The organism is Variovorax paradoxus (assembly GCF_030815975.1).
In the GTDB taxonomy this organism is placed as follows: domain Bacteria; phylum Pseudomonadota; class Gammaproteobacteria; order Burkholderiales; family Burkholderiaceae_C; genus Variovorax; species Variovorax paradoxus_N.
In genome coordinates, this window is the sequence record NZ_JAUSXL010000002.1 from 4891035 (window position 1) to 4907521 (window position 16487).

A 16487-nucleotide genomic window follows, 5' to 3' on the forward strand; every position below is an offset into this window, starting at 1 on the left:
TCATGCTCCTGCGCGCTTGCGCTGCCAGGCCTGAAGGCCGTTGATGACCAGCAGCAGGATGAATGAAATGACCAACATCACCAGCGCGACTGCGGTGGCGCCCGCATAGTCGTACTGCTCCAGCTTGCCGATGATGATGAGCGGCGTGATCTCCGAGATCATCGGCATGTTGCCGGCAATGAAGATCACCGAGCCGTACTCGCCGATGGCGCGCGCGAAAGCCATCGCAAAGCCGGTGAGCAATGCCGGCGCAATCGACGGAAAGATCACCTTCGTGAAGGTCTGCAGCCGCGTCGCGCCCAGCGAAGTGGCGGCTTCTTCGAGCTCCTTCTCGGCATCTTCGAGCACCGGCTGCACCGTGCGCACCACGAACGGCAGCCCGATGAAGATCAGCGCAATCACGATGCCCGCGGGCGTGAACGCCAGCTTGATGCCGTGCGGCTCCAGCAGTTGCCCGACCCAGCCGTTGCCCGCGAGCAGCGCGGTCAGCGAGATGCCGGCCACCGCCGTCGGCAGTGCGAACGGCAGATCGACCAGCGCGTCGACGATGCGCTTGCCCGGGAACTTGTAGCGCACCAGCACCCAGGCCACGAGCAGGCCGAACACGGCGTTGACCACGGCCGCGATCAGCGAGGCGCCGAACGTGAGCCGGTACGAGGCCATCACGCGCGGCGCGGTCACGGCCACCCAGAACTGCTCCCAGCTCAGCGTGAAGGTCTTGAAGACCAGCGCCGAGAGTGGAATCAAGACGATCAGGCTCAGGTAGAGGATCGAGAAGCCGAGCGTGATGTGGAAACCAGGCAGCACGCGCCTGGCGCCGCCGGCCCGGTTGGCACGCGCAAAAGGCGCTCCCGCGGACGGGAGCGCCGAAGAAACAGCGCCGCTCATTTACTTTGCGCCAGGGGTGTAGAGCTTGTCGAACTGGCCGCCGTCGTTGAAGTGCACCTTCTGTGCTTCGCCGAGGCTGCCGAACAGTTCCTGCACCGTGAACAGCTGCAGCGGCTTGAAGGTGGTGGCGTACTTCTTGAGCACGGCCTGCGAGCGCGGGCGCAGCGCATGCCTGGCCGCGATCTCCTGCGCTTCTTCGGAGTAGAGCCAGTCGAGGTAGGCCTTGGCGAGTTCGCCGGTGCCCTTCTTTTTGGTGCTGCGCTCGACCACGGCCACCGGGTTCTCGGCCACGATGCTGATCGACGGGTAGACCGAGTCGACCTTGCCCGAACCGAATTCGCGATCGATCGACACCACTTCGGATTCGAAGGTGATCAGCGCATCGCCGATGTTGCGCTGCAGGAAGGCGGTGGTCGCGTCGCGGCCGCCGCGTGCCAGCACCGGCACGTTCTTGAACAGCTTGCCAACGAACTCGGCCGCCTGGGCGTCGGTGCCGCCCTTCTTCTTGACGTAGCCCCAGGCCGCCAGGTAGGCGTAGCGCCCGTTGCCGCCGGTCTTGGGGTTGACGATCACGACCTGCACGCCGGGCTTGACCAGGTCGTCCCAGTCCTTGATGCCCTTGGGGTTGCCGTTGCGCACCAGGAACAGCATGGTCGAGGTGGTGGGCGATGCGTTCTCGGGGAATTGCTTGTTCCAGTCCTTCGCGACCACGCCGGCATTGGCAAGAAAGTCGATGTCGGTGGAGGTGTTCATGGTCACCACGTCGGCATCGAGGCCGTCGGCCACGGCGCGCGCCTGGGCGCTGGAGCCGCCGTGCGACTGGTCGATCTTCACGTCCTTGCCGGTGGTCTTCTTGTAGTTGGCCACGAACGCCGCGTTGTAGTCCTTGTAGAACTCGCGCGCCACGTCGTAGGAGGCGTTCAGCAGCGTGGTGCCCTGCGCGAAGGCGCTGCTGCCGGCGAGTGCCGAAGACGCCAGCGCGAGCACGGCGGCGAAGGTCTTGAATCTGGAAGTCATGAGGTTGCCAAGGTTTCTGAAAATTCACGGCCCGCAGGCCAGGCGGCGGGCTCGTCGGTCAGCGACTGGAGCAGGGCCAAGCCGAGCGGCCAGTCTCCATGTCCCGAATCGATGTTGATATGCCCCGCATTTTGCATGCGGACAAACTCACTGCCCCAGGCGCGTGAATAGGCGCCGGCCAAGCGGATCGGGCAATACGGGTCGTTGCTGCTCGCCACCACGATGCTGCGGTACGGCAGGGCCGCATACGGCACGGGCGCGAAGTCCGACAGCACGGCCCGGCGCTCCGGATCGGCCGGCGCCACCAGCAGCGCGCCCCGGATGCGGGCGGCGGCTTCGGGCGGCAGGTGCGCCGTGGCGATGCAGCCCAGGCTGTGCGCGGCAATCACCACCGGTCCGGGGCTTTCGAGCACCAGCCTGGCCAGCGTGTCCACCCAGGCCTCGCGCTTGGGCGAGGCCCAGTCGTCCTGCACCACCCGCGCCGCGCCCGGAATGCGCTCTTCCCACAGGCTCTGCCAATGGCCGGGCCCGGAGTCGCGCCAGCCGGGCACGATGATCACGGAAGTCTGCATGACGGCGCTGCCCTGCCCGCCTACCTGTTGGGCTGCGGCGTGATGCGCAGGTAAGGCTTCACGGCCTTGAAGCCCTTGGGGAAGCGCTCGGCGAGTTCGGCCGGGTCCTGGATGCTCGGGATGATGACCACGTCGTCGCCGTCCTTCCAGTTCACGGGCGTGGCCACCTTGTGGCTGTCGGTGAGCTGCAGCGAATCGATCACGCGCAGGATCTCGTCGAAGTTGCGGCCGGTCGATGCCGGGTAAGTAATGGTCGCGCGGATCACCTTCTTCGGGTCGATGATGAACACGCTGCGCACCGTGGCCGTGGCCGATGCGTTCGGGTGGATCAGGTCGTACAGGTCGGCCACCTTGCGGTCATGGTCCGCAATGATCGGGAAATTGACCGTGGTGTTCTGCGTCTCGTTGATGTCGCCGATCCATTCCTTGTGCCGGGTGGCCGGGTCGACGCTCAGCGCGATGGGCTTCACGCCGCGCTTGGCGAACTCGCCCGACAGCGCCGCGGTCTTGCCGAGCTCGGTGGTGCACACGGGCGTGAAATCGGCCGGGTGCGAGAAGAACACCACCCATGAATCGCCGGCCCACTGATAGAAGTCGAGGGGGCCGTCGCTGGAGTCCTGGGTGAAATTGGGGGCTGTATCGCCGAGTCGCAGGGTCGCCATGGTCGCTCCTTGAGTGGATGAGAGCCTGGGATTGTGCGAAGTGCGGCTTCAATGCCAAACGAATATCTACTTGTTTGGTTATGGCGTTTTCCGCATAAGGAGCCGCCGATCCGGCTAATACATGCCCGATTGGCTCCCGCTCATGTGCTCGGTCAGGAAATCGATCAGCCGGCGAACCGCCGGCACCAGCGCCCGCCGCTGCGGAAAAACCATGTGCGCGATCACCGGCGCCGGCCCCCAGCCGGGCAGCACCTGCGCGAGCCGGCCTGCCTCCACGTCGGCGCGGCACATGTAGCCGGGCAACAGCGTCGCGCCCACGCCTTCGAGCGCGGCCAGCTGCAGCGTTGCCAGGTCGTCCGCCACGCAGCGCGGCGTATGGACGTGCACGTGAATCTCGCCGTTCGGGCCCTCGAGCCGCCATTCGCTGCGGCCCTCGCCGTTGGCCGACATGGCCGTCGTCGGCAGCCGCGCCAGGTCGTCCGGCGTGCGGACCGGACCCAGGCGCTGCAGCAGCTCTGGCCGGGCGACGAGCACGGCGCGGCTGGTGCCCAGCACCTTGGCCACGAGCGTGGTGCTGTCCTCGATGGCGGGGCGCACGCGCAGCGCGATGTCGATTCCCTCTTCGATCAGGTCCACCGGACGGTTCATCACGCGCAGGTCGATGCGCACCGCCGGGTAGAGCTCCATGAAACGCGGCAGCAGCTGCGCGAGCCCGCTGTGGGCGATGGTGATCGGGCAGCTCAGGCGGACCGTGCCGCAGGGCTCGGTATGCACCTGCGCCACCGCCTCGGTCGCGGCCTGGGCCGCGTCCCGCACGGCGGCCGAGTGGCGCAGGAAGATCTCCCCCGCCGGCGTGAGCGACAGCCGCCGCGTGCTGCGCTGCATCAGCTGCACGCCGAGCCGATCCTCCAGCTCCGCCACGCGGCGCGACAGGCGCGACTTGGGAATGCCGAGCGCACGGCTGGCCGCGGCAAAGCCGCCGCGCTCTGCCACTTCGGCGAAGAAAACCATGTCGTTGGGGTCTTGCATGCGCTTATTGTCCTGCATATAGAACGATGTAGTCAAAATTTGGCTACTTATCACCCACTCGCATCAAAAATAGAATTACCCCATCGCCGGCCAACTTTGAGCGCCGGCCTCCACACGAAAGCAATCGACCATGAAGCTGCTCCACATCGACTCCAGCATCCTGAGTGCCAATTCGACCTCCCGCCTCCTCACGGCCGAGATCGTGGCGGCCTGGAAAGCCGCGCATCCCGACACCACCGTCGAGTACCTCGACCTCGCCGCCAACGCCCCGTCGCACTTCGGCGCCGATGCCCTGGGCATCAAGACCGGTGTGCAGGCCCAGCCGACCGAAGCCCAGCAGCGCGAGAACGCGCTCTCGGAACAGTTCGTGAGCCAGTTCCTGGCTTCTGATGTCATCGTGGTGGGCGCGCCGCTGTACAACTTCTCGGTGCCGACCCAGCTCAAGGCCTGGATCGACCGGCTCGCGCAGATCGGCCGCACCTTCAAATACACCGACAAGGGCCCCGTGGGCCTGGCCGGCGGCAAGACCGTGATCGTGGCGTCCAGCCGCGGCGGCATCTACTCGACCACCGAAGGCGGCCAGGCGACGGAACACCAGGAGAGCTACCTGAAAGTGATCTTCGGCTTCTTCGGCATCACCGACGTGCGCTTCGTTCGTGCCGAAGGCCTTGCCATGGGCGATGCGCCCAAGGCCGCCGCGCTGGCCGCGGCACGCGCCGACATCCGGGCGGCAACGGCCGAAGCCGCCAACCAGAAGGACGTGGCCCAGGCTGCCTGAGCCCCGGTTTTCGCCAGAAAAAAGAATGCCGCCCCCTGGGCGGCATTTTTCATGGGCTGGTTTCAACAGCGGTTCGGCACATCAGGCCGCCGCGTGGCTCTTGACCCAGGCCACGTACTTGTCCATCCAGCCCTGCAGGAACTTCTTCGTGCCTTCAATGCCGATGTGGCCCTTGTCGTCGAACAGGCCTTCCTTGGCCTGAAGGAACGCCTCCGGCTGCCCGAGCGTGGGGACATCGAGGTACGCCAGCACAGTGCGCAGATGCTGCTGCGCCACCGCGGTACCGATGGCGCCTACCGAAATGCCCAGCACGCCCGCCGGCTTGCCAGCCCAGGCGCTCTGCCCATAGGGGCGCGACGCATGGTCGATCGCGTTCTTCAGCACGCCGGGAACCGAACGGTTGTATTCGGGCGTGACGAACAGCAAACCCTGGGCGGCCGCGATCTCGGTCTTGAGCCGCTTCACCGAAGGCGCCTGGTTGCCGTCGTCGTCCTGGTTGTACAAAGGCAGATCGTCGATGCGCAAATGCTCGAACGTGAAGTCCGACGGCGCGAGGTGCGCCAGCGCAAGGGCCAGCTTCTGGTTGAACGAATCCTTGCGAAGGCTGCCGACGATCACGGCAATTCGGGTCTGGCTCATGGATGAAGCTCCTTTGAGGTGGGAAAAGCATGAATGGAAGGAATCACCGGACGATTATGCGAAGCACCCATGACCTTTTCCAGCAAAGCTCTTCGGTCTGGCCCGCCTTTGCGGCAGGCCCAGCAGGTCAGCCCAATCACGGGCATCATCGCCCGAGTCCTTTCGGCTCAGGAGCAATTCACGATGCGATTTCTAATGGTGGGTGCCGGTGCACTCGGTGGTTATTTCGGCGGCCGGCTGCTCGAAGCGGGGCGCGACGTGACCTTTCTGCTGCGAGCGCGGCGCGCGGCGCAGATCGCGAAGACCGGGCTGGTGGTTCAGAGCCCGTTCGGCAACCTGCAGCTGCCCTCCCCGCCCCATGTGCTGGCCGAAGACATCAAGGCGCCCTTCGACGTGGTCGTGGTCGGCAGCAAGGCCTACGACCTCGACTCGACCATGGATTCGTTCGCGCCAGCCGTCGGCCCGAACACGGTCATTCTTCCCCTGCTCAACGGCATGAAGCACATCGACCGCCTGGCCGGGCGCTTCGGCGGCGAATGCGTGCTGGGCGGCCTGTGCATGATCTCCGCCACGCTGGACGACGAAGGCCGCGTGCTGCACCTCAACGACATGCACGGCCTCGCCTTCGGCGAGCGCGCGGGCGGCCGCTCGGCGCGCGTCGATGCCATTGCCGCCCAGTTCGCCGGTGCAAAGTTCGATGCCACGCTGAGCGAGAACATCTCGCAGGACATGTGGGAGAAGTGGGTCTTCATCGCCTCGGCGGCGGGCCTCACGAGCCTGATGCGCGCGTCCATCGGCGACATCGCGAGCGCGGGCGGACAGGACGTGGCGCTCGCGATCTTCGACGAATGCTGCGCCATCGCCGCGCACAACGGCTTCGCGCCGCGCCCCGCAGCCGTCGAACGCGGCCGCGCCATCATGACGGCGCCGGGCTCCACGATGACGGCCTCCATGTACAAGGACATCGTGCGCGGGGCGCTGGTCGAGGCCGACCACATCGTCGGCGACCTGCTGGGCCGCGCGCCCGCCGCCCCTTCGCCCGTGCCTTCGGTGCTGCGCACGGCCTATGTCCACTTGAAGGCCTACGAGGCACGGCGCGCCCGCGAAGCGGCTTGAATTCTCGATGACCGACGCCATCGCCTTTCTCCACACGGCGCAGGTTCATGTGCCGACCTTCGAGCGCCTCACCCGCGAGATCGCGCCCGATCTGGAGGTGCGTCATCTTGTGGTGGAGGAACTGCTGCACGAAGCCCGGGCCGCGGGCATCGACAACCCGATGCTGGCCGCGCGCGTGCACGAGGCCATGCGCGAGGCCGCATCCGACGGCGCCGCCGTGGTGGCGTGCACCTGCTCGACCATCGGCGGCATCGCCGAAAAAACCGCCACGGGCGGCGCCTTCACGGCCCAGCGCATCGACCGCGCGATGGCCGACCGCGCCGTGCGCGCCGGCCCGCGCGTGCTGATTGCAGCGGCGCTCGAAAGCACGCTGGAGCCGACCACCGCGCTGGTTCTTTCGGCCGCCGCGCAGGCCGGCGTCGGTGTCAGGCCGCGTACGCTTTTCGTCGCCGAGGCCTGGACGCACTTCGAGGCCGGCGACACCGCTCGCTACATCGAGATGCTGGCAAGCGCGATTCGCGGTGCCGCCATCGGCGCCGACGTGGTGGTTCTGGCGCAGGCCTCGATGGCACCTGTGGCGGACGAACTGGCAGACCTCGGCATCGAGGTGCTCGGCAGTCCCGGCCCGGGCGTTGCGCATGCCGTGGCCACACTGCGCGCCTCGCGCTCGGCGTGGGCGCCATGGGGCGCTACTCCGACTTGAGGATCGTCTCGCCCTTCAATGCACCCATGTCGCGGATGTTGAAGCGGTGCCGCTTCCATCCCTCCCACGTGCGGCGCAGGTGGGTGATCGAAATGAAGTAGTAAAGAAACTTGAACATGCCGAGCGCGCGCCACATCGGCGTGCCGCGGTAGATGTCGCCGGCCAGCAGCGACATCAGCCCTTCCTTCACGCGGAACGGATTGCCCGGGTGCATGAACATGTCGCGGATGGTCGGGTTGGTCACGCGGTAGATGAACCACGAATACTCCCGCGGTCCCTTGCGCATCATGGCCTCGAAACTTTTTCGCACGGGCGCCAGTTCGGCCGGCCGGTCGAGCGCGGTGGCCACCAGCGCGGCGCCGTCGAAGGCGCTGTGCATCGCAAGGTACACGCCCGACGAGAACATCGGGTCGATGAAGGTGAAGGCGTCGCCCAGCATCAGGTAACGGTCGCCCGTCGCGTGGGTGCTCGAATACGAGAAGTTGCCGGTGGCGTGCACCGCGTCGTCGACCAGCGTGGCGTGCTTCAGGCGGTCCACCAGCACCGGACAGAGCGCGATGGTGTCGTAGAAGAAGTCCTTCAGCGGCTTGTCGCGCGTCTTCAGGTAGTACGGCCAGCAGACCGCGCCCACGCTGGTGGTTCCGTCCGCCAGCGGAATGAACCAGAACCAGCCGTGCGGGAACCAGCAGATGCTGATGTTGCCTTCCTTCTTGCCCTCGAGCCGCTCGGCGTTGGTGAAGTGGCCGAACAGCGCAGTGCTGTTGTGGTCGGGGTTCTTTTCCTTGCAGCGGAATTTGTTGGCCAGCAGCGTGTCGCGTCCCGTGGCATCGACCACGAAGCGGGCGCGCCAGCTGCGCCTGGCGCCATCGTCCATCTCGGCCTGCACCGTGGCACCGTCGGCATCGAAGGCCACGTCGCGCACCTTGCAGCCTTCGAGCGTCTGCGCGCCGCGCGTGGCGGCATTGCGGAACAGCAGTTCGTCGAGTTCCGAGCGGCGCACCTGCCAGGCGGAATCGAGCGACTTGTCCATGCCTTCGGCAAATTCCACATAGCTGCGGTGCTCGTGCTCGGGCGAGACGAATTCGATGCCGAACTTGGGCATGCCGATCCTGTCGACCTGGTCGCGCACGCCGAGCTTGTCGAACAGCTCGACGTTCCCGGGCAGCAGCGATTCGCCGATGTGAAAGCGCGGGTGGTGCGCCTTCTCGAGCAGCACCACCTTGCGGCCCTGCTGCGCAAGCAGCGCCGAGATCGTGGAGCCCGCGGGTCCGCCGCCGATCACGAGGACATCGCAGGACTCGTCGACCGCCGGGGGCGCAGAAGAAGCGGAGGAAGTGGCTTGAGGCAAGGACATGCGAAGGCAAGCTACATAGTTGACAACGGCCAAGCATAGCGCGGCCGAAGTCGCCTGCCCCTTGGTGCCGTTCCTATGGCGCGTTCGCCTTCGGCGCATTCTGCAGGCTGGCCTGCGTCACGCTCGCGCCCGCAGGCACGTCGTCGGTGATCCACACGTTGCCGCCGATGACCGCGCCCTTGCCCAGCGTCACGCGCCCGAGGATGGTGGCGCCGGCATAGATCACCACGTCGTCCTCCACCACCGGGTGGCGCGGCAGGCCCTTCTGCAGGTTGCCTTCGGCATCGGTCGGAAAGCGCTTGGCGCCCAGCGTCACGGCCTGGTACAGGCGCACGCGCTTGCCGATCACCGCCGTCTCGCCGATCACCACGCCCGTGCCGTGGTCCATGAAGAAGCCGGCATCGATCTGCGCGCCGGGGTGGATGTCGATCCCGGTCTGCGCATGCGCGAGCTCGGCCACGATGCGTGCCAGGAGCGGCAGCCCGAGCTGGTAGAGCTCGTGCGCCAGCCGGTGGTGGATCATCGCGAGCACGCCCGGGTAGCACAGCAGCACCTCGTCCACGCTGCGCGCGGCCGGGTCGCCCTGGTAGGCCGCGAGCACGTCGGTGTCGAGCAGGCGGCGCAGCTGCGGCAGCGCGTTCGCGAACTGGCGGATGGCCTCGGCGGCAACGCCGTCGATCTCGCTCGAGGGGCGCGGCTCGTGGCGGGCGTTGTATTCGAGCTCCAGCCGCGCCTGCTCCAGCAGCGCCTGCAAGGCGGTGTTCAGCGTGTGGCCGACGTAGAAATCCTCGCTCTCATGGCGCAGTTCCGGCGGCCCGAGCCGCATCGGAAAGAGCGCGCCCTTGAGCGACTCGACGATCTGCGCGAGCGCGTCGCGCGACGGAAACTCGCGCGTGCCGGGCTCGCGCGAGCGGCGCTGGGAGTCGCGCCACTCGTCGCGCGCGGCGTGCAGCGCGCGAACGATGTCGCCTACTTCGAAATTGGCCATGGCTTTCTCTCCGGGCGTTCTGTACATCACACTGTAGAAGCCCGCGGCCGATGTGCCAAGAACTGAAAACCCGGCTCTGCAACCGGAAAAACCCCGGCGCCAACGCGGCGCCGGGTTGCTCGCAAGCCCGAGGGTCCATCAGAGCTTCGCGATCGAAACCTCCGTCGACTTCACGAGCGCGACCACGTCGGAGCCCACCTTGAGCTGCAGCTCGTCGACCGAGCGCGTAGTGATGACCGAGGTCACGATGCCCCAGGCGGTTTCGACGTCGACTTCGGAGACGACGTCGCCGCGGATGATCTCGCGGACTTTGCCCTTGAACTGGTTGCGGACGTTGATGGCTTGGATGGACATGATGTTTCTTTCTCTTTGAGGTTGAAGGAAGGGTTCGGGTAGGAGAAACAAGGGCGACACGGGCAAGGCGGTCGCTCTTTTCTTTTCTGTGGATGAACGACGGGTTCAGATCGCCCAGCGCAACGTGTGCGCGGAGGGCTGCAGCCAGTTGGCGTCCGTGCCGGTGGGCTCGGCCTCCCCCGACTTCTGCAGCACGCGGTCGAGAATGCGTTTCTCGATGGCCGCGAACGCCGGATCGCCCTGAGAGCGCGGCCTGGCGAGCGCAATGTTCTCGTCGAGCGCAATGCGCCCGTCCTCGATCAGGATCACGCGGTCCGCGAGCGCCACGGCCTCCTGCACGTCATGCGTCACCAGCAGCGCGGTGAAGCGGTGGCGCTGCCAGAGGTTCTCGATGAGGCGGTGCATCTCGATGCGCGTGAGCGCGTCGAGCGCGCCCAGCGGCTCGTCCAGCAGCAGCAGGCGCGGGTGATGCACCAGCGCCCGCGCGAGCGACACCCGCTGGCGCTGTCCACCCGACAGGCGCGCCGGCCATTCGTTCTCGCGGTCGGCCAGGCCCACCTGCGCGAGCACTTCCTTGCCACGCGCCGTGGCGTCATTAGGCAAGCCGAGCGTCACGTTGTCGAGCACCCGGCGCCAGGGCAGGAGGCGCGCCTCCTGGAACATGATCCGGGTGTCGTCGTGCAGGCCGTCAATGGCCTTGCCGTCCGTGAAGAGCCCGCCGGAGTTGGCCTCTTCGAGCCCGGCGACGAGCCGCAGCAGCGTGCTTTTGCCGCAGCCGCTGCGCCCGACGATGGCGATGAACTGCCCCGGATCGATGCTGAGCTGGGTGTTGCGCAGTACCTCGCGCGCGCCATAACGCTTGTGCAGGCCGCGCGCTTCGAGGCGCACGCCGCCGGCGATGAGGGGGGAGTCTTTGACGGCATTCATTTCAATCTCTCGTTCCGATAGGTTCTTGTTTCGGGGCGCTGTTGTTCAGGGCGCGTGCACAGGCCACCGGGTACTCCCCTCCGCGAATGCGAAATAAAGGAGGAGGCCGCAGGCCGGGGGACATTCGCGGAGCAAGGTACCTCGTCGGCGGGAGCGCGCCCTGAACACAGCACGTCAAACACAACGCGGCGACGAATAGAGAAGCGACTTGTCATCCCGTTTTCCAGAAACGAAGACCTCACTTCGCCGTCTTCTTCTGGTAGCCAGGATGCCAGCGCAGCCACCATTGCTCCAGCCCGCGCGCGAACAGGTCGGCCAGCTTGCCGAGCAGCGCATACAGCAGGATGCCCACGAGCACGATGTCGGTCTGCAGGAACTCGCGGGCGTTCATCGTGAGATAGCCGATGCCGGCCTGCGCCGAGATGGTTTCGGCCACGATCAAGATCACCCACATCAGCCCGAGCGAAAAGCGCAGGCCCACCAGGATGGACGACAGCGCACCGGGCAGGATCACCTCGCGGTACAGCTGCCAGCGCGACAGGCCGTAGGTGCGCCCCATCTCGATCAGTTGCGGATCGACGTTGCGGATGCCGTGAAAGGTGTTGAGGTAGATCGGAAAGAACACCGACACCGAGATCAAAAACAGCTTGGCCGACTCGTCGATGCCGAACCACAGGATCACGAGCGGAATGAGCGCCAGCGCGGGAATGTTGCGCACCATCTGGATGGTCGAGTCGAGCAGCGTCTCGAAGAACTTCACCGAACCTGTCAAGAGGCCCAGCACCAGCCCCGTTCCGCCGCCGATCGCAAGCCCCGCCAGTGCGCGTCCCGCGCTCACCTTGACGTGCGTCCAGAGCTCGCCCGACACGGCCAGCGCCCACGCGGCCTTGACCACGTCCACCGGTGCCGGCAGCACCCGCGTGGAGAGCCAGCCCAGCGATGAAGCAATCTGCCAGAAGACGATCAGCCCCACCGGCACGAGCCACGGCACCAGCCGCCCCGCCACATTGGCGCCGAAGGCCTTGAGCGCGCCGCCGGCGTTTTCTTCTCGTGAAGGCGCGACCGCCGGCAGTTCCTGCACTTGTTCCGTCATGGGAGAGATCCTTCCTAGCTTTGGGAAGCGAAGCGCGAAGGCGCATCGAGATTGGCAACGACTTCGCCGAACGGTCCGCTCAGCGAGCCGCCCGCGAGCCGTGCCTGCGCCTTGCGCGAGAGCAGCGGGAACACCAGTTCGGCGAAGCGGTAGGCCTCTTCGAGATGCGGATAGCCCGAGAGAATGAATTTGTCGAGGCCGAGCGCCGCGTATTCCTCGATGCGCGCCGCCACGGTCTTCGGGTCGCCCACCAGCGCCGTGCCCGCGCCGCCGCGTACCAGGCCGACACCGGCCCAGAGGTTGGGCGAGATCTCCAGCTCGGCGCGCGAGCGCCTGGCACCGCCCGCATGCAGCGCGGCCATGCGGCGCTGGCCTTCGGAGTCCATGCGCGCAAAGGCGGCCTGGGCGCGGATCACGGTCTCGTCGTCGACACGGCTGATCAATTCTTCCGCGGCCTTCCATGCGGCGTCTTCCGTCTCGCGCACGATCACATGCAGCCGGATGCCGAACTCCACCGTGCGGCCCTTGCGCGCGGCGCGGTTGCGCACGTCGGCGATCTTCCTGGCCACCTCGGTGGGTGGTTCGCCCCAGGTGAGGTAGGCATCGACCTGCTCGGCCGCAAGCTCGTGCGCGGCGGCCGACGAGCCGCCGAACCATATCGGCGGATAGGGTTCCTGCACCGGCGGATAGAGCAGCTTCGCGCCCTTTACGCGGAGGTGCCGGCCTTCGTAGTCGAAGGCCTGGCCGCTGTGGCTGCGCACAAGAATCTCGCGCCAGATGCGGATGAACTCGGCCGATTGCTCGTAGCGCGCCGCATGGTCCAGGTACACGCCGTCGCCTTCGAGCTCGGCCTGGTCGCCGCCGGTGACCAGGTTCACCAGCAGGCGGCCGCCCGAGAGGCGATCGAAGGTCGCGGCCATGCGCGCGGCCAGGCTGGGCTGGTGCAGGCCGGGCCGCACTGCCACCAGGAACTTGAGTTTCGTCGTCGCGCCGATCAGGCTCGAGGCGATCACCCACGGGTCTTCGCACGAACGGCCGGTGGGAATCAGCACGCCTTCGTAGCCGAGGCTGTCGGCCGCGCCCGCGATCTGCTGCAGGTAGGCCAGGTCGATCGGCCGCGCGCCTTCGCTGGTGCCGAGATAGCGGCTGTCGCCGTGCGTGGGGAGAAACCAGAATATCTGCATGTCGTCCTTCCGTCGGTGCGTCAGATGGCAAAGAAGAAGCCGCGCACGCGGGGCAGCGCGCAGCGCGGGCGCCGCAATGCAGCCTGCGTGCGCCGCGGCTCGGGAATGCCCCAGGCGCGCGTGGTCGTGGCGAGCACGCGGGCGGCGCGATCGCGCACTGCGTCCCGCGTCACGCGATTCCCGCCGCGGCGGCCTCGAGCACGTTGATCTTTCGGGGGATCAGCTTCAGGTCGAAGAAGGTGTCGGCGATCTTCTGCTGCTCGGCAAGAACGGCCCTGGTGATGGAGCCGGTGCCGTAGGCCGCGCGCGCCACCGACAGGTCGGCCACCGGCTTCGGCAAACCCCAGAGGGCGGCCAGCTCGGTGGCCAGCTCGTTCCTGTTGGCGGTGCCCCAGAGATCGATCTTGTTGATCTCCTCGATCGCGATAGCCAGCACATCGGCGTTCTTTGCCACATAGCCGAGCGACGAGAAGTAGTAGCCGCGGTTGCCCACCACGCCGGTCGCGTCGGCCAGGACGCGGGCTTCGAGCGATTTCTCGGCGGCGGCAAGGAACGGATCCCAGATCACCCATGCATCGACCGAGCCCTTCTCGAACGCGGCGCGCGCATCGGCCGGCGGCAGGAAGACGAGGTTCAGGTCGCCGTAGGCAAGGCCGTGCTTCTCGAGCAGCTTGGCGATGAAGTAGTGGACGTTCGAGCCCTTGTTGAGCGCAACCTTCTTTCCCTTCAGCTCGGCCACGGTCCTGATGGCCGAGCCCCTGGGCACCAGCACGGCTTCCGATTGGGGCCGCGGCAGTGTGGTGGCCACGTAGGCCAGCGGCGCACCGGCGGCCTGCGCGAAGATGGGCGGCGCCTCGCCCACGTCGCCGAAGTCGATGGAGCCGACGTTCAGTGCTTCGAGCTGCACCGGACCGGCGGTGAACTCGGTCCACTTCACAGCCACGCCGAGCGGCGCCAGCCGCTTCTCGAGCGTGCCGCGGCCCTTGAGGATGCTGAGCGAACCTTTCTGGTTGCCGATGCGCAGCTGGCGCGCCGGCGCCTGGGCCAGCGCGGCGAAGGAAGGCAATGCGATGGCGGCGGCAGCGGCGCTCTGCAGCAGGCGGCGGCGCGGAATGGAGATGGAAGTCATGAGTTCGTCCTTTTCGAATGCGAATGGAGGCAGCCTCAGGCCGAGATGAAGCCGACGATGAGCGCGATGGCGGTCACCACGATCGTGCTGATGGCCAGGTCTCGCAGCGCCTTCCAGATGGAGCGGGGCTGCGCGTCGAGCGCGGAGTCTTCGGTGGCAACGGGGTTCATGCGTGATTCCTTGTGCAAAAACTTCAGGCAAAGCTGTGCCCGCGACTGCCCAAAGCAGCCAGGGTCTTTTCTCTTTTCGTGAAACACTGCGGAACCGGCTCCGCCGGGCCGCTGGTGTTGCCCCCGGTAGGGGGTTGGCGTAGCGACACGAAGTGCGCGAAGACTGGGGGGCGAGCCAGTGCTAAACGCTACATCGCACCTTGGAGAAAGGCACCGGCTCGAAGCCATGCGTGGCCGGCAGCTTCAGCCCTTCGGTCGCGAGCACCTCGACGGCCTCGTTGAGCCGCTCGGCCAGGTCGGCATGCACCTGGTAGGCGTTCTCGGGCGTCAGCGCGATCTGCGAATCGGTCGCGTAGACGCCCGGCAGGATGTGGCGCGCCGAAAGCGCATGCAGCACCGGCCGCAAGGCGTAATCGAGCGCGAGCATGTGGTGCGGGCTGCCGCCGGTGGCCAGCGGCAGCACGGTCTTGCCCTTGAGCGCGTTCTGCGCCAGCAGATCGAGAAAAACCTTCAGCACGCCGCTGTAGGCGGCCTTGTAGACCGGCGTAGCCACCACGACCACACGTGCATGCGCCACCTGCGCAATCGCACGCTCGATGGCCGGATGGTTCCAGTCGGCCAGGAGCAGCGCCTGGGCCGGCAGGTCGCGGATCGCGAGCCGCTCGATGTGCGCATGGCGGCCGGCCAGCCGCTCGCCCACGGCCTCGAGCAAGGCGGTGGAGCGCGATGGCGCCGAAGGGCTGCCGGCAATCAGAAGAACGGACACGGGAGGCTTTCGGTTTTTTTCGGGATCTTCGGAGCTCGAGGCGGGTCAGCGCTGCTTTGCCGTGTAGATCTGGTCGAAGGAGGCGCCGTCCGCGAAGTGGTCCTTGTCCGCCTTCGCCCAGCCGCCGAAGGCCTGGTCGATGGTCACCAGCGTGAGCTTGGGAAACTGCTTGTCGTACTTGGCCTTGGCCTTCTCCGAGGTCGGGCGGTAGAAGTTGCGGCCCGCAATGTCCTGGCCTTCGTCCGAATACAGGTACTTGAGGTATTCCTCGGCCACCGCGCGGGTGCCCTTCTTGTCGACCACCTTGTCGACCACCGCCACTGTGGGTTCGGCCAGGATGGAAATCGACGGCACCACGATCTCGAATTTGTCGGGGCCGAATTCCTTCAGCGCCAGGAAGGCTTCGTTCTCCCAGGCCAGCAGCACGTCGCCCACGCCGCGCTGCACGAAGGTGATGGTCGAGCCGCGCGCGCCGGTGTCGAGAACGGGCACGTTCTTGAACAGGCTGCCGATGTATTCCTTGGCCTTGGCGTCGCTGCCGTACTTGCGCTTGGCGAATTCCCAGGCGGCCAGGTAGTTCCAGCGCGCGCCGCCGGAGGTCTTGGGGTTGGGCGTGATCACCTGCACGCCGGGCTTGACGAGGTCGTCCCAGTCCTTCAGGCCCTTGGGGTTGCCCTTCTTCACCAGGAACACGATGGTCGAGGTGTAGGGCGCGGAGTTTTGCGGCAGGCGCTTCTGCCAGCCGGCCTTGACGGCCCCGCCGTGCGTGACCAGCGCGTCGATGTCGCCGCCGAGCGCCAGGGTGGCGACGTCGGCGTCGATGCCGTCGATGATCGAGCGGGCCTGCTTGCCCGAACCGCCGTGCGACTGCTTGATCGTCACGTCCTGGCCGGTCTTGCCTTTCCAGTATTTGGCAAACGCGCGGTTGTAGTCGACGTAGAGCTCGCGCGTCGGGTCGTACGACACGTTCAGCAGCGTGACGGGAGCCGCGCCCTGCTGCGCGAACGACGGCAACGCCGTCAGGGCCATGGCACCGGCCACGCCGGCACCCAGGGAAAGCTTGATAAAGTCGCGGCGAAGGCTCATGGTGTCTTGCTCAAAAAGGCATATCAATGAAG

General features: G+C 66.7%; 20 protein-coding genes. 3 read left to right on the forward strand and 17 right to left on the reverse strand.

From position 1 onward, the window contains the following. The 5 genes from cysT to QFZ47_RS26760 form a co-directional block, all read right to left on the reverse strand. Positions 1-888, reverse strand: coding sequence for a sulfate ABC transporter permease subunit CysT (cysT, locus tag QFZ47_RS26740; RefSeq protein WP_307658514.1), 888 nt, complete (start codon positions 886-888; stop codon positions 1-3). After that, positions 889-1905 (reverse strand): sulfate ABC transporter substrate-binding protein, encoded by a 1017-nt coding sequence (locus QFZ47_RS26745; protein WP_307658515.1) that lies wholly within the window; start codon positions 1903-1905, stop codon positions 889-891. Further along, complete coding sequence (locus tag QFZ47_RS26750; RefSeq protein ID WP_307658516.1) at positions 1902-2477, reverse strand: RBBP9/YdeN family alpha/beta hydrolase; 576 nt, start codon at positions 2475-2477, stop codon at positions 1902-1904. Before QFZ47_RS26750 ends, QFZ47_RS26745 begins: the two co-directional genes overlap by 4 nt. A 20-nt stretch (positions 2478-2497) precedes the next feature. Continuing rightward, entirely contained in the window at positions 2498-3139 is a 642-nt protein-coding gene (locus QFZ47_RS26755) for a peroxiredoxin (RefSeq protein ID WP_307658517.1), read from the reverse strand. A gap of 114 nt (positions 3140-3253) precedes the next feature. Further along, the gene (locus QFZ47_RS26760) at positions 3254-4168 is read right to left on the reverse strand and encodes a LysR family transcriptional regulator (RefSeq protein WP_307658518.1); all 915 of its coding nucleotides are present in this window, start codon (positions 4166-4168) and stop codon (positions 3254-3256) included. 130 nt (positions 4169-4298) lie between these two features. Between QFZ47_RS26760 and QFZ47_RS26765 the strand changes: the two genes are divergently transcribed. After that, positions 4299-4946 carry an FMN-dependent NADH-azoreductase gene (locus QFZ47_RS26765; protein ID WP_307658519.1) on the forward strand — a complete coding sequence of 216 codons (648 nt, stop codon included), beginning with the start codon at positions 4299-4301 and terminating at the stop codon, positions 4944-4946. 81 nt (positions 4947-5027) lie between these two features. Here QFZ47_RS26765 and QFZ47_RS26770 read toward each other — a convergent pair whose 3' ends face one another. Then, positions 5028-5585 (reverse strand): NADPH-dependent FMN reductase, encoded by a 558-nt coding sequence (locus QFZ47_RS26770; protein WP_307658520.1) that lies wholly within the window; start codon positions 5583-5585, stop codon positions 5028-5030. A gap of 183 nt (positions 5586-5768) precedes the next feature. Here QFZ47_RS26770 and panE point away from each other — a divergent pair, with 183 nt between their 5' ends. Continuing rightward, positions 5769-6701: a 2-dehydropantoate 2-reductase gene (gene panE, locus QFZ47_RS26775; RefSeq protein ID WP_307658521.1), complete on the forward strand. Its 933-nt coding sequence runs from the start codon at positions 5769-5771 to the stop codon at positions 6699-6701. Between the two features lie 7 nt (positions 6702-6708). Next, complete coding sequence (locus QFZ47_RS26780) at positions 6709-7404, forward strand: Asp/Glu/hydantoin racemase (protein ID WP_307658522.1); 696 nt, start codon at positions 6709-6711, stop codon at positions 7402-7404. On the opposite strand, the gene QFZ47_RS26785 is transcribed toward QFZ47_RS26780, so the two are convergent. The 11 genes from QFZ47_RS26785 to QFZ47_RS26835 all read right to left on the reverse strand — a co-directional run bounded on the left by QFZ47_RS26785 (position 7391) and on the right by QFZ47_RS26835 (position 16455). Further along, the gene (locus tag QFZ47_RS26785; RefSeq protein ID WP_307658523.1) at positions 7391-8758 is read right to left on the reverse strand and encodes an NAD(P)/FAD-dependent oxidoreductase; all 1368 of its coding nucleotides are present in this window, start codon (positions 8756-8758) and stop codon (positions 7391-7393) included. The genes QFZ47_RS26780 and QFZ47_RS26785 overlap by 14 nt on opposite strands. 73 nt (positions 8759-8831) lie before the next feature. After that, complete coding sequence (epsC, locus tag QFZ47_RS26790) at positions 8832-9746, reverse strand: serine O-acetyltransferase EpsC (protein ID WP_307658524.1); 915 nt, start codon at positions 9744-9746, stop codon at positions 8832-8834. A gap of 138 nt (positions 9747-9884) precedes the next feature. Further along, positions 9885-10100 carry a TOBE domain-containing protein gene (locus tag QFZ47_RS26795; protein WP_007829250.1) on the reverse strand — a complete coding sequence of 72 codons (216 nt, stop codon included), beginning with the start codon at positions 10098-10100 and terminating at the stop codon, positions 9885-9887. A gap of 105 nt (positions 10101-10205) precedes the next feature. Next, entirely contained in the window at positions 10206-11027 is an 822-nt protein-coding gene (locus tag QFZ47_RS26800) for an ATP-binding cassette domain-containing protein (protein WP_307658525.1), read from the reverse strand. A gap of 238 nt (positions 11028-11265) precedes the next feature. Further along, the gene (ssuC, locus tag QFZ47_RS26805) at positions 11266-12120 is read right to left on the reverse strand and encodes an aliphatic sulfonate ABC transporter permease SsuC (RefSeq protein WP_307658526.1); all 855 of its coding nucleotides are present in this window, start codon (positions 12118-12120) and stop codon (positions 11266-11268) included. A 14-nt stretch (positions 12121-12134) separates the two neighbouring features. Continuing rightward, positions 12135-13304 carry an FMNH2-dependent alkanesulfonate monooxygenase gene (gene ssuD, locus QFZ47_RS26810; protein ID WP_307658527.1) on the reverse strand — a complete coding sequence of 390 codons (1170 nt, stop codon included), beginning with the start codon at positions 13302-13304 and terminating at the stop codon, positions 12135-12137. A gap of 20 nt (positions 13305-13324) precedes the next feature. Next, entirely contained in the window at positions 13325-13477 is a 153-nt protein-coding gene (locus QFZ47_RS26815; RefSeq protein ID WP_307658528.1) for a hypothetical protein, read from the reverse strand. Beyond that, positions 13474-14433: a sulfonate ABC transporter substrate-binding protein gene (locus QFZ47_RS26820; protein WP_307658529.1), complete on the reverse strand. Its 960-nt coding sequence runs from the start codon at positions 14431-14433 to the stop codon at positions 13474-13476. The genes QFZ47_RS26815 and QFZ47_RS26820 overlap by 4 nt, the downstream gene beginning before the upstream one ends. Positions 14434-14468: 35 nt before the next feature. Further along, positions 14469-14603, reverse strand: coding sequence for a hypothetical protein (locus tag QFZ47_RS26825; protein ID WP_012748080.1), 135 nt, complete (start codon positions 14601-14603; stop codon positions 14469-14471). A gap of 181 nt (positions 14604-14784) precedes the next feature. Continuing rightward, positions 14785-15369 (reverse strand): NADPH-dependent FMN reductase, encoded by a 585-nt coding sequence (ssuE, locus tag QFZ47_RS26830; RefSeq protein ID WP_307658530.1) that lies wholly within the window; start codon positions 15367-15369, stop codon positions 14785-14787. Positions 15370-15414: 45 nt separating this feature from the next. Then, positions 15415-16455 (reverse strand): sulfate ABC transporter substrate-binding protein, encoded by a 1041-nt coding sequence (locus tag QFZ47_RS26835; RefSeq protein ID WP_307658531.1) that lies wholly within the window; start codon positions 16453-16455, stop codon positions 15415-15417. Positions 16456-16487 lie beyond the last annotated feature (32 nt).

Excerpts from the sequence above, each read along its gene's own strand:
- cysT (WP_307658514.1), bottom strand. The coding sequence starts at position 888 with ATGAGCGGCGCTGTTTCTTCGGCGCTCCCGTCCGCGGGAGCGCCTTTT.
- QFZ47_RS26745 (WP_307658515.1), bottom strand. The coding sequence starts at position 1,905 with ATGACTTCCAGATTCAAGACCTTCGCCGCCGTGCTCGCGCTGGCGTCT.
- QFZ47_RS26750 (WP_307658516.1), bottom strand. The coding sequence starts at position 2,477 with ATGCAGACTTCCGTGATCATCGTGCCCGGCTGGCGCGACTCCGGGCCC.
- QFZ47_RS26755 (WP_307658517.1), bottom strand. The coding sequence starts at position 3,139 with ATGGCGACCCTGCGACTCGGCGATACAGCCCCCAATTTCACCCAGGAC.
- QFZ47_RS26760 (WP_307658518.1), bottom strand. The coding sequence starts at position 4,168 with ATGCAAGACCCCAACGACATGGTTTTCTTCGCCGAAGTGGCAGAGCGC.
- QFZ47_RS26765 (WP_307658519.1), top strand. The coding sequence starts at position 4,299 with ATGAAGCTGCTCCACATCGACTCCAGCATCCTGAGTGCCAATTCGACC.
- QFZ47_RS26770 (WP_307658520.1), bottom strand. The coding sequence starts at position 5,585 with ATGAGCCAGACCCGAATTGCCGTGATCGTCGGCAGCCTTCGCAAGGAT.
- panE (WP_307658521.1), top strand. The coding sequence starts at position 5,769 with ATGCGATTTCTAATGGTGGGTGCCGGTGCACTCGGTGGTTATTTCGGC.
- QFZ47_RS26780 (WP_307658522.1), top strand. The coding sequence starts at position 6,709 with ATGACCGACGCCATCGCCTTTCTCCACACGGCGCAGGTTCATGTGCCG.
- QFZ47_RS26785 (WP_307658523.1), bottom strand. The coding sequence starts at position 8,758 with ATGTCCTTGCCTCAAGCCACTTCCTCCGCTTCTTCTGCGCCCCCGGCG.
- epsC (WP_307658524.1), bottom strand. The coding sequence starts at position 9,746 with ATGGCCAATTTCGAAGTAGGCGACATCGTTCGCGCGCTGCACGCCGCG.
- QFZ47_RS26795 (WP_007829250.1), bottom strand. The coding sequence starts at position 10,100 with ATGTCCATCCAAGCCATCAACGTCCGCAACCAGTTCAAGGGCAAAGTC.
- QFZ47_RS26800 (WP_307658525.1), bottom strand. The coding sequence starts at position 11,027 with ATGAATGCCGTCAAAGACTCCCCCCTCATCGCCGGCGGCGTGCGCCTC.
- ssuC (WP_307658526.1), bottom strand. The coding sequence starts at position 12,120 with ATGACGGAACAAGTGCAGGAACTGCCGGCGGTCGCGCCTTCACGAGAA.
- ssuD (WP_307658527.1), bottom strand. The coding sequence starts at position 13,304 with ATGCAGATATTCTGGTTTCTCCCCACGCACGGCGACAGCCGCTATCTC.
- QFZ47_RS26820 (WP_307658529.1), bottom strand. The coding sequence starts at position 14,433 with ATGACTTCCATCTCCATTCCGCGCCGCCGCCTGCTGCAGAGCGCCGCT.
- QFZ47_RS26825 (WP_012748080.1), bottom strand. The coding sequence starts at position 14,603 with ATGAACCCCGTTGCCACCGAAGACTCCGCGCTCGACGCGCAGCCCCGC.
- QFZ47_RS26835 (WP_307658531.1), bottom strand. The coding sequence starts at position 16,455 with ATGAGCCTTCGCCGCGACTTTATCAAGCTTTCCCTGGGTGCCGGCGTG.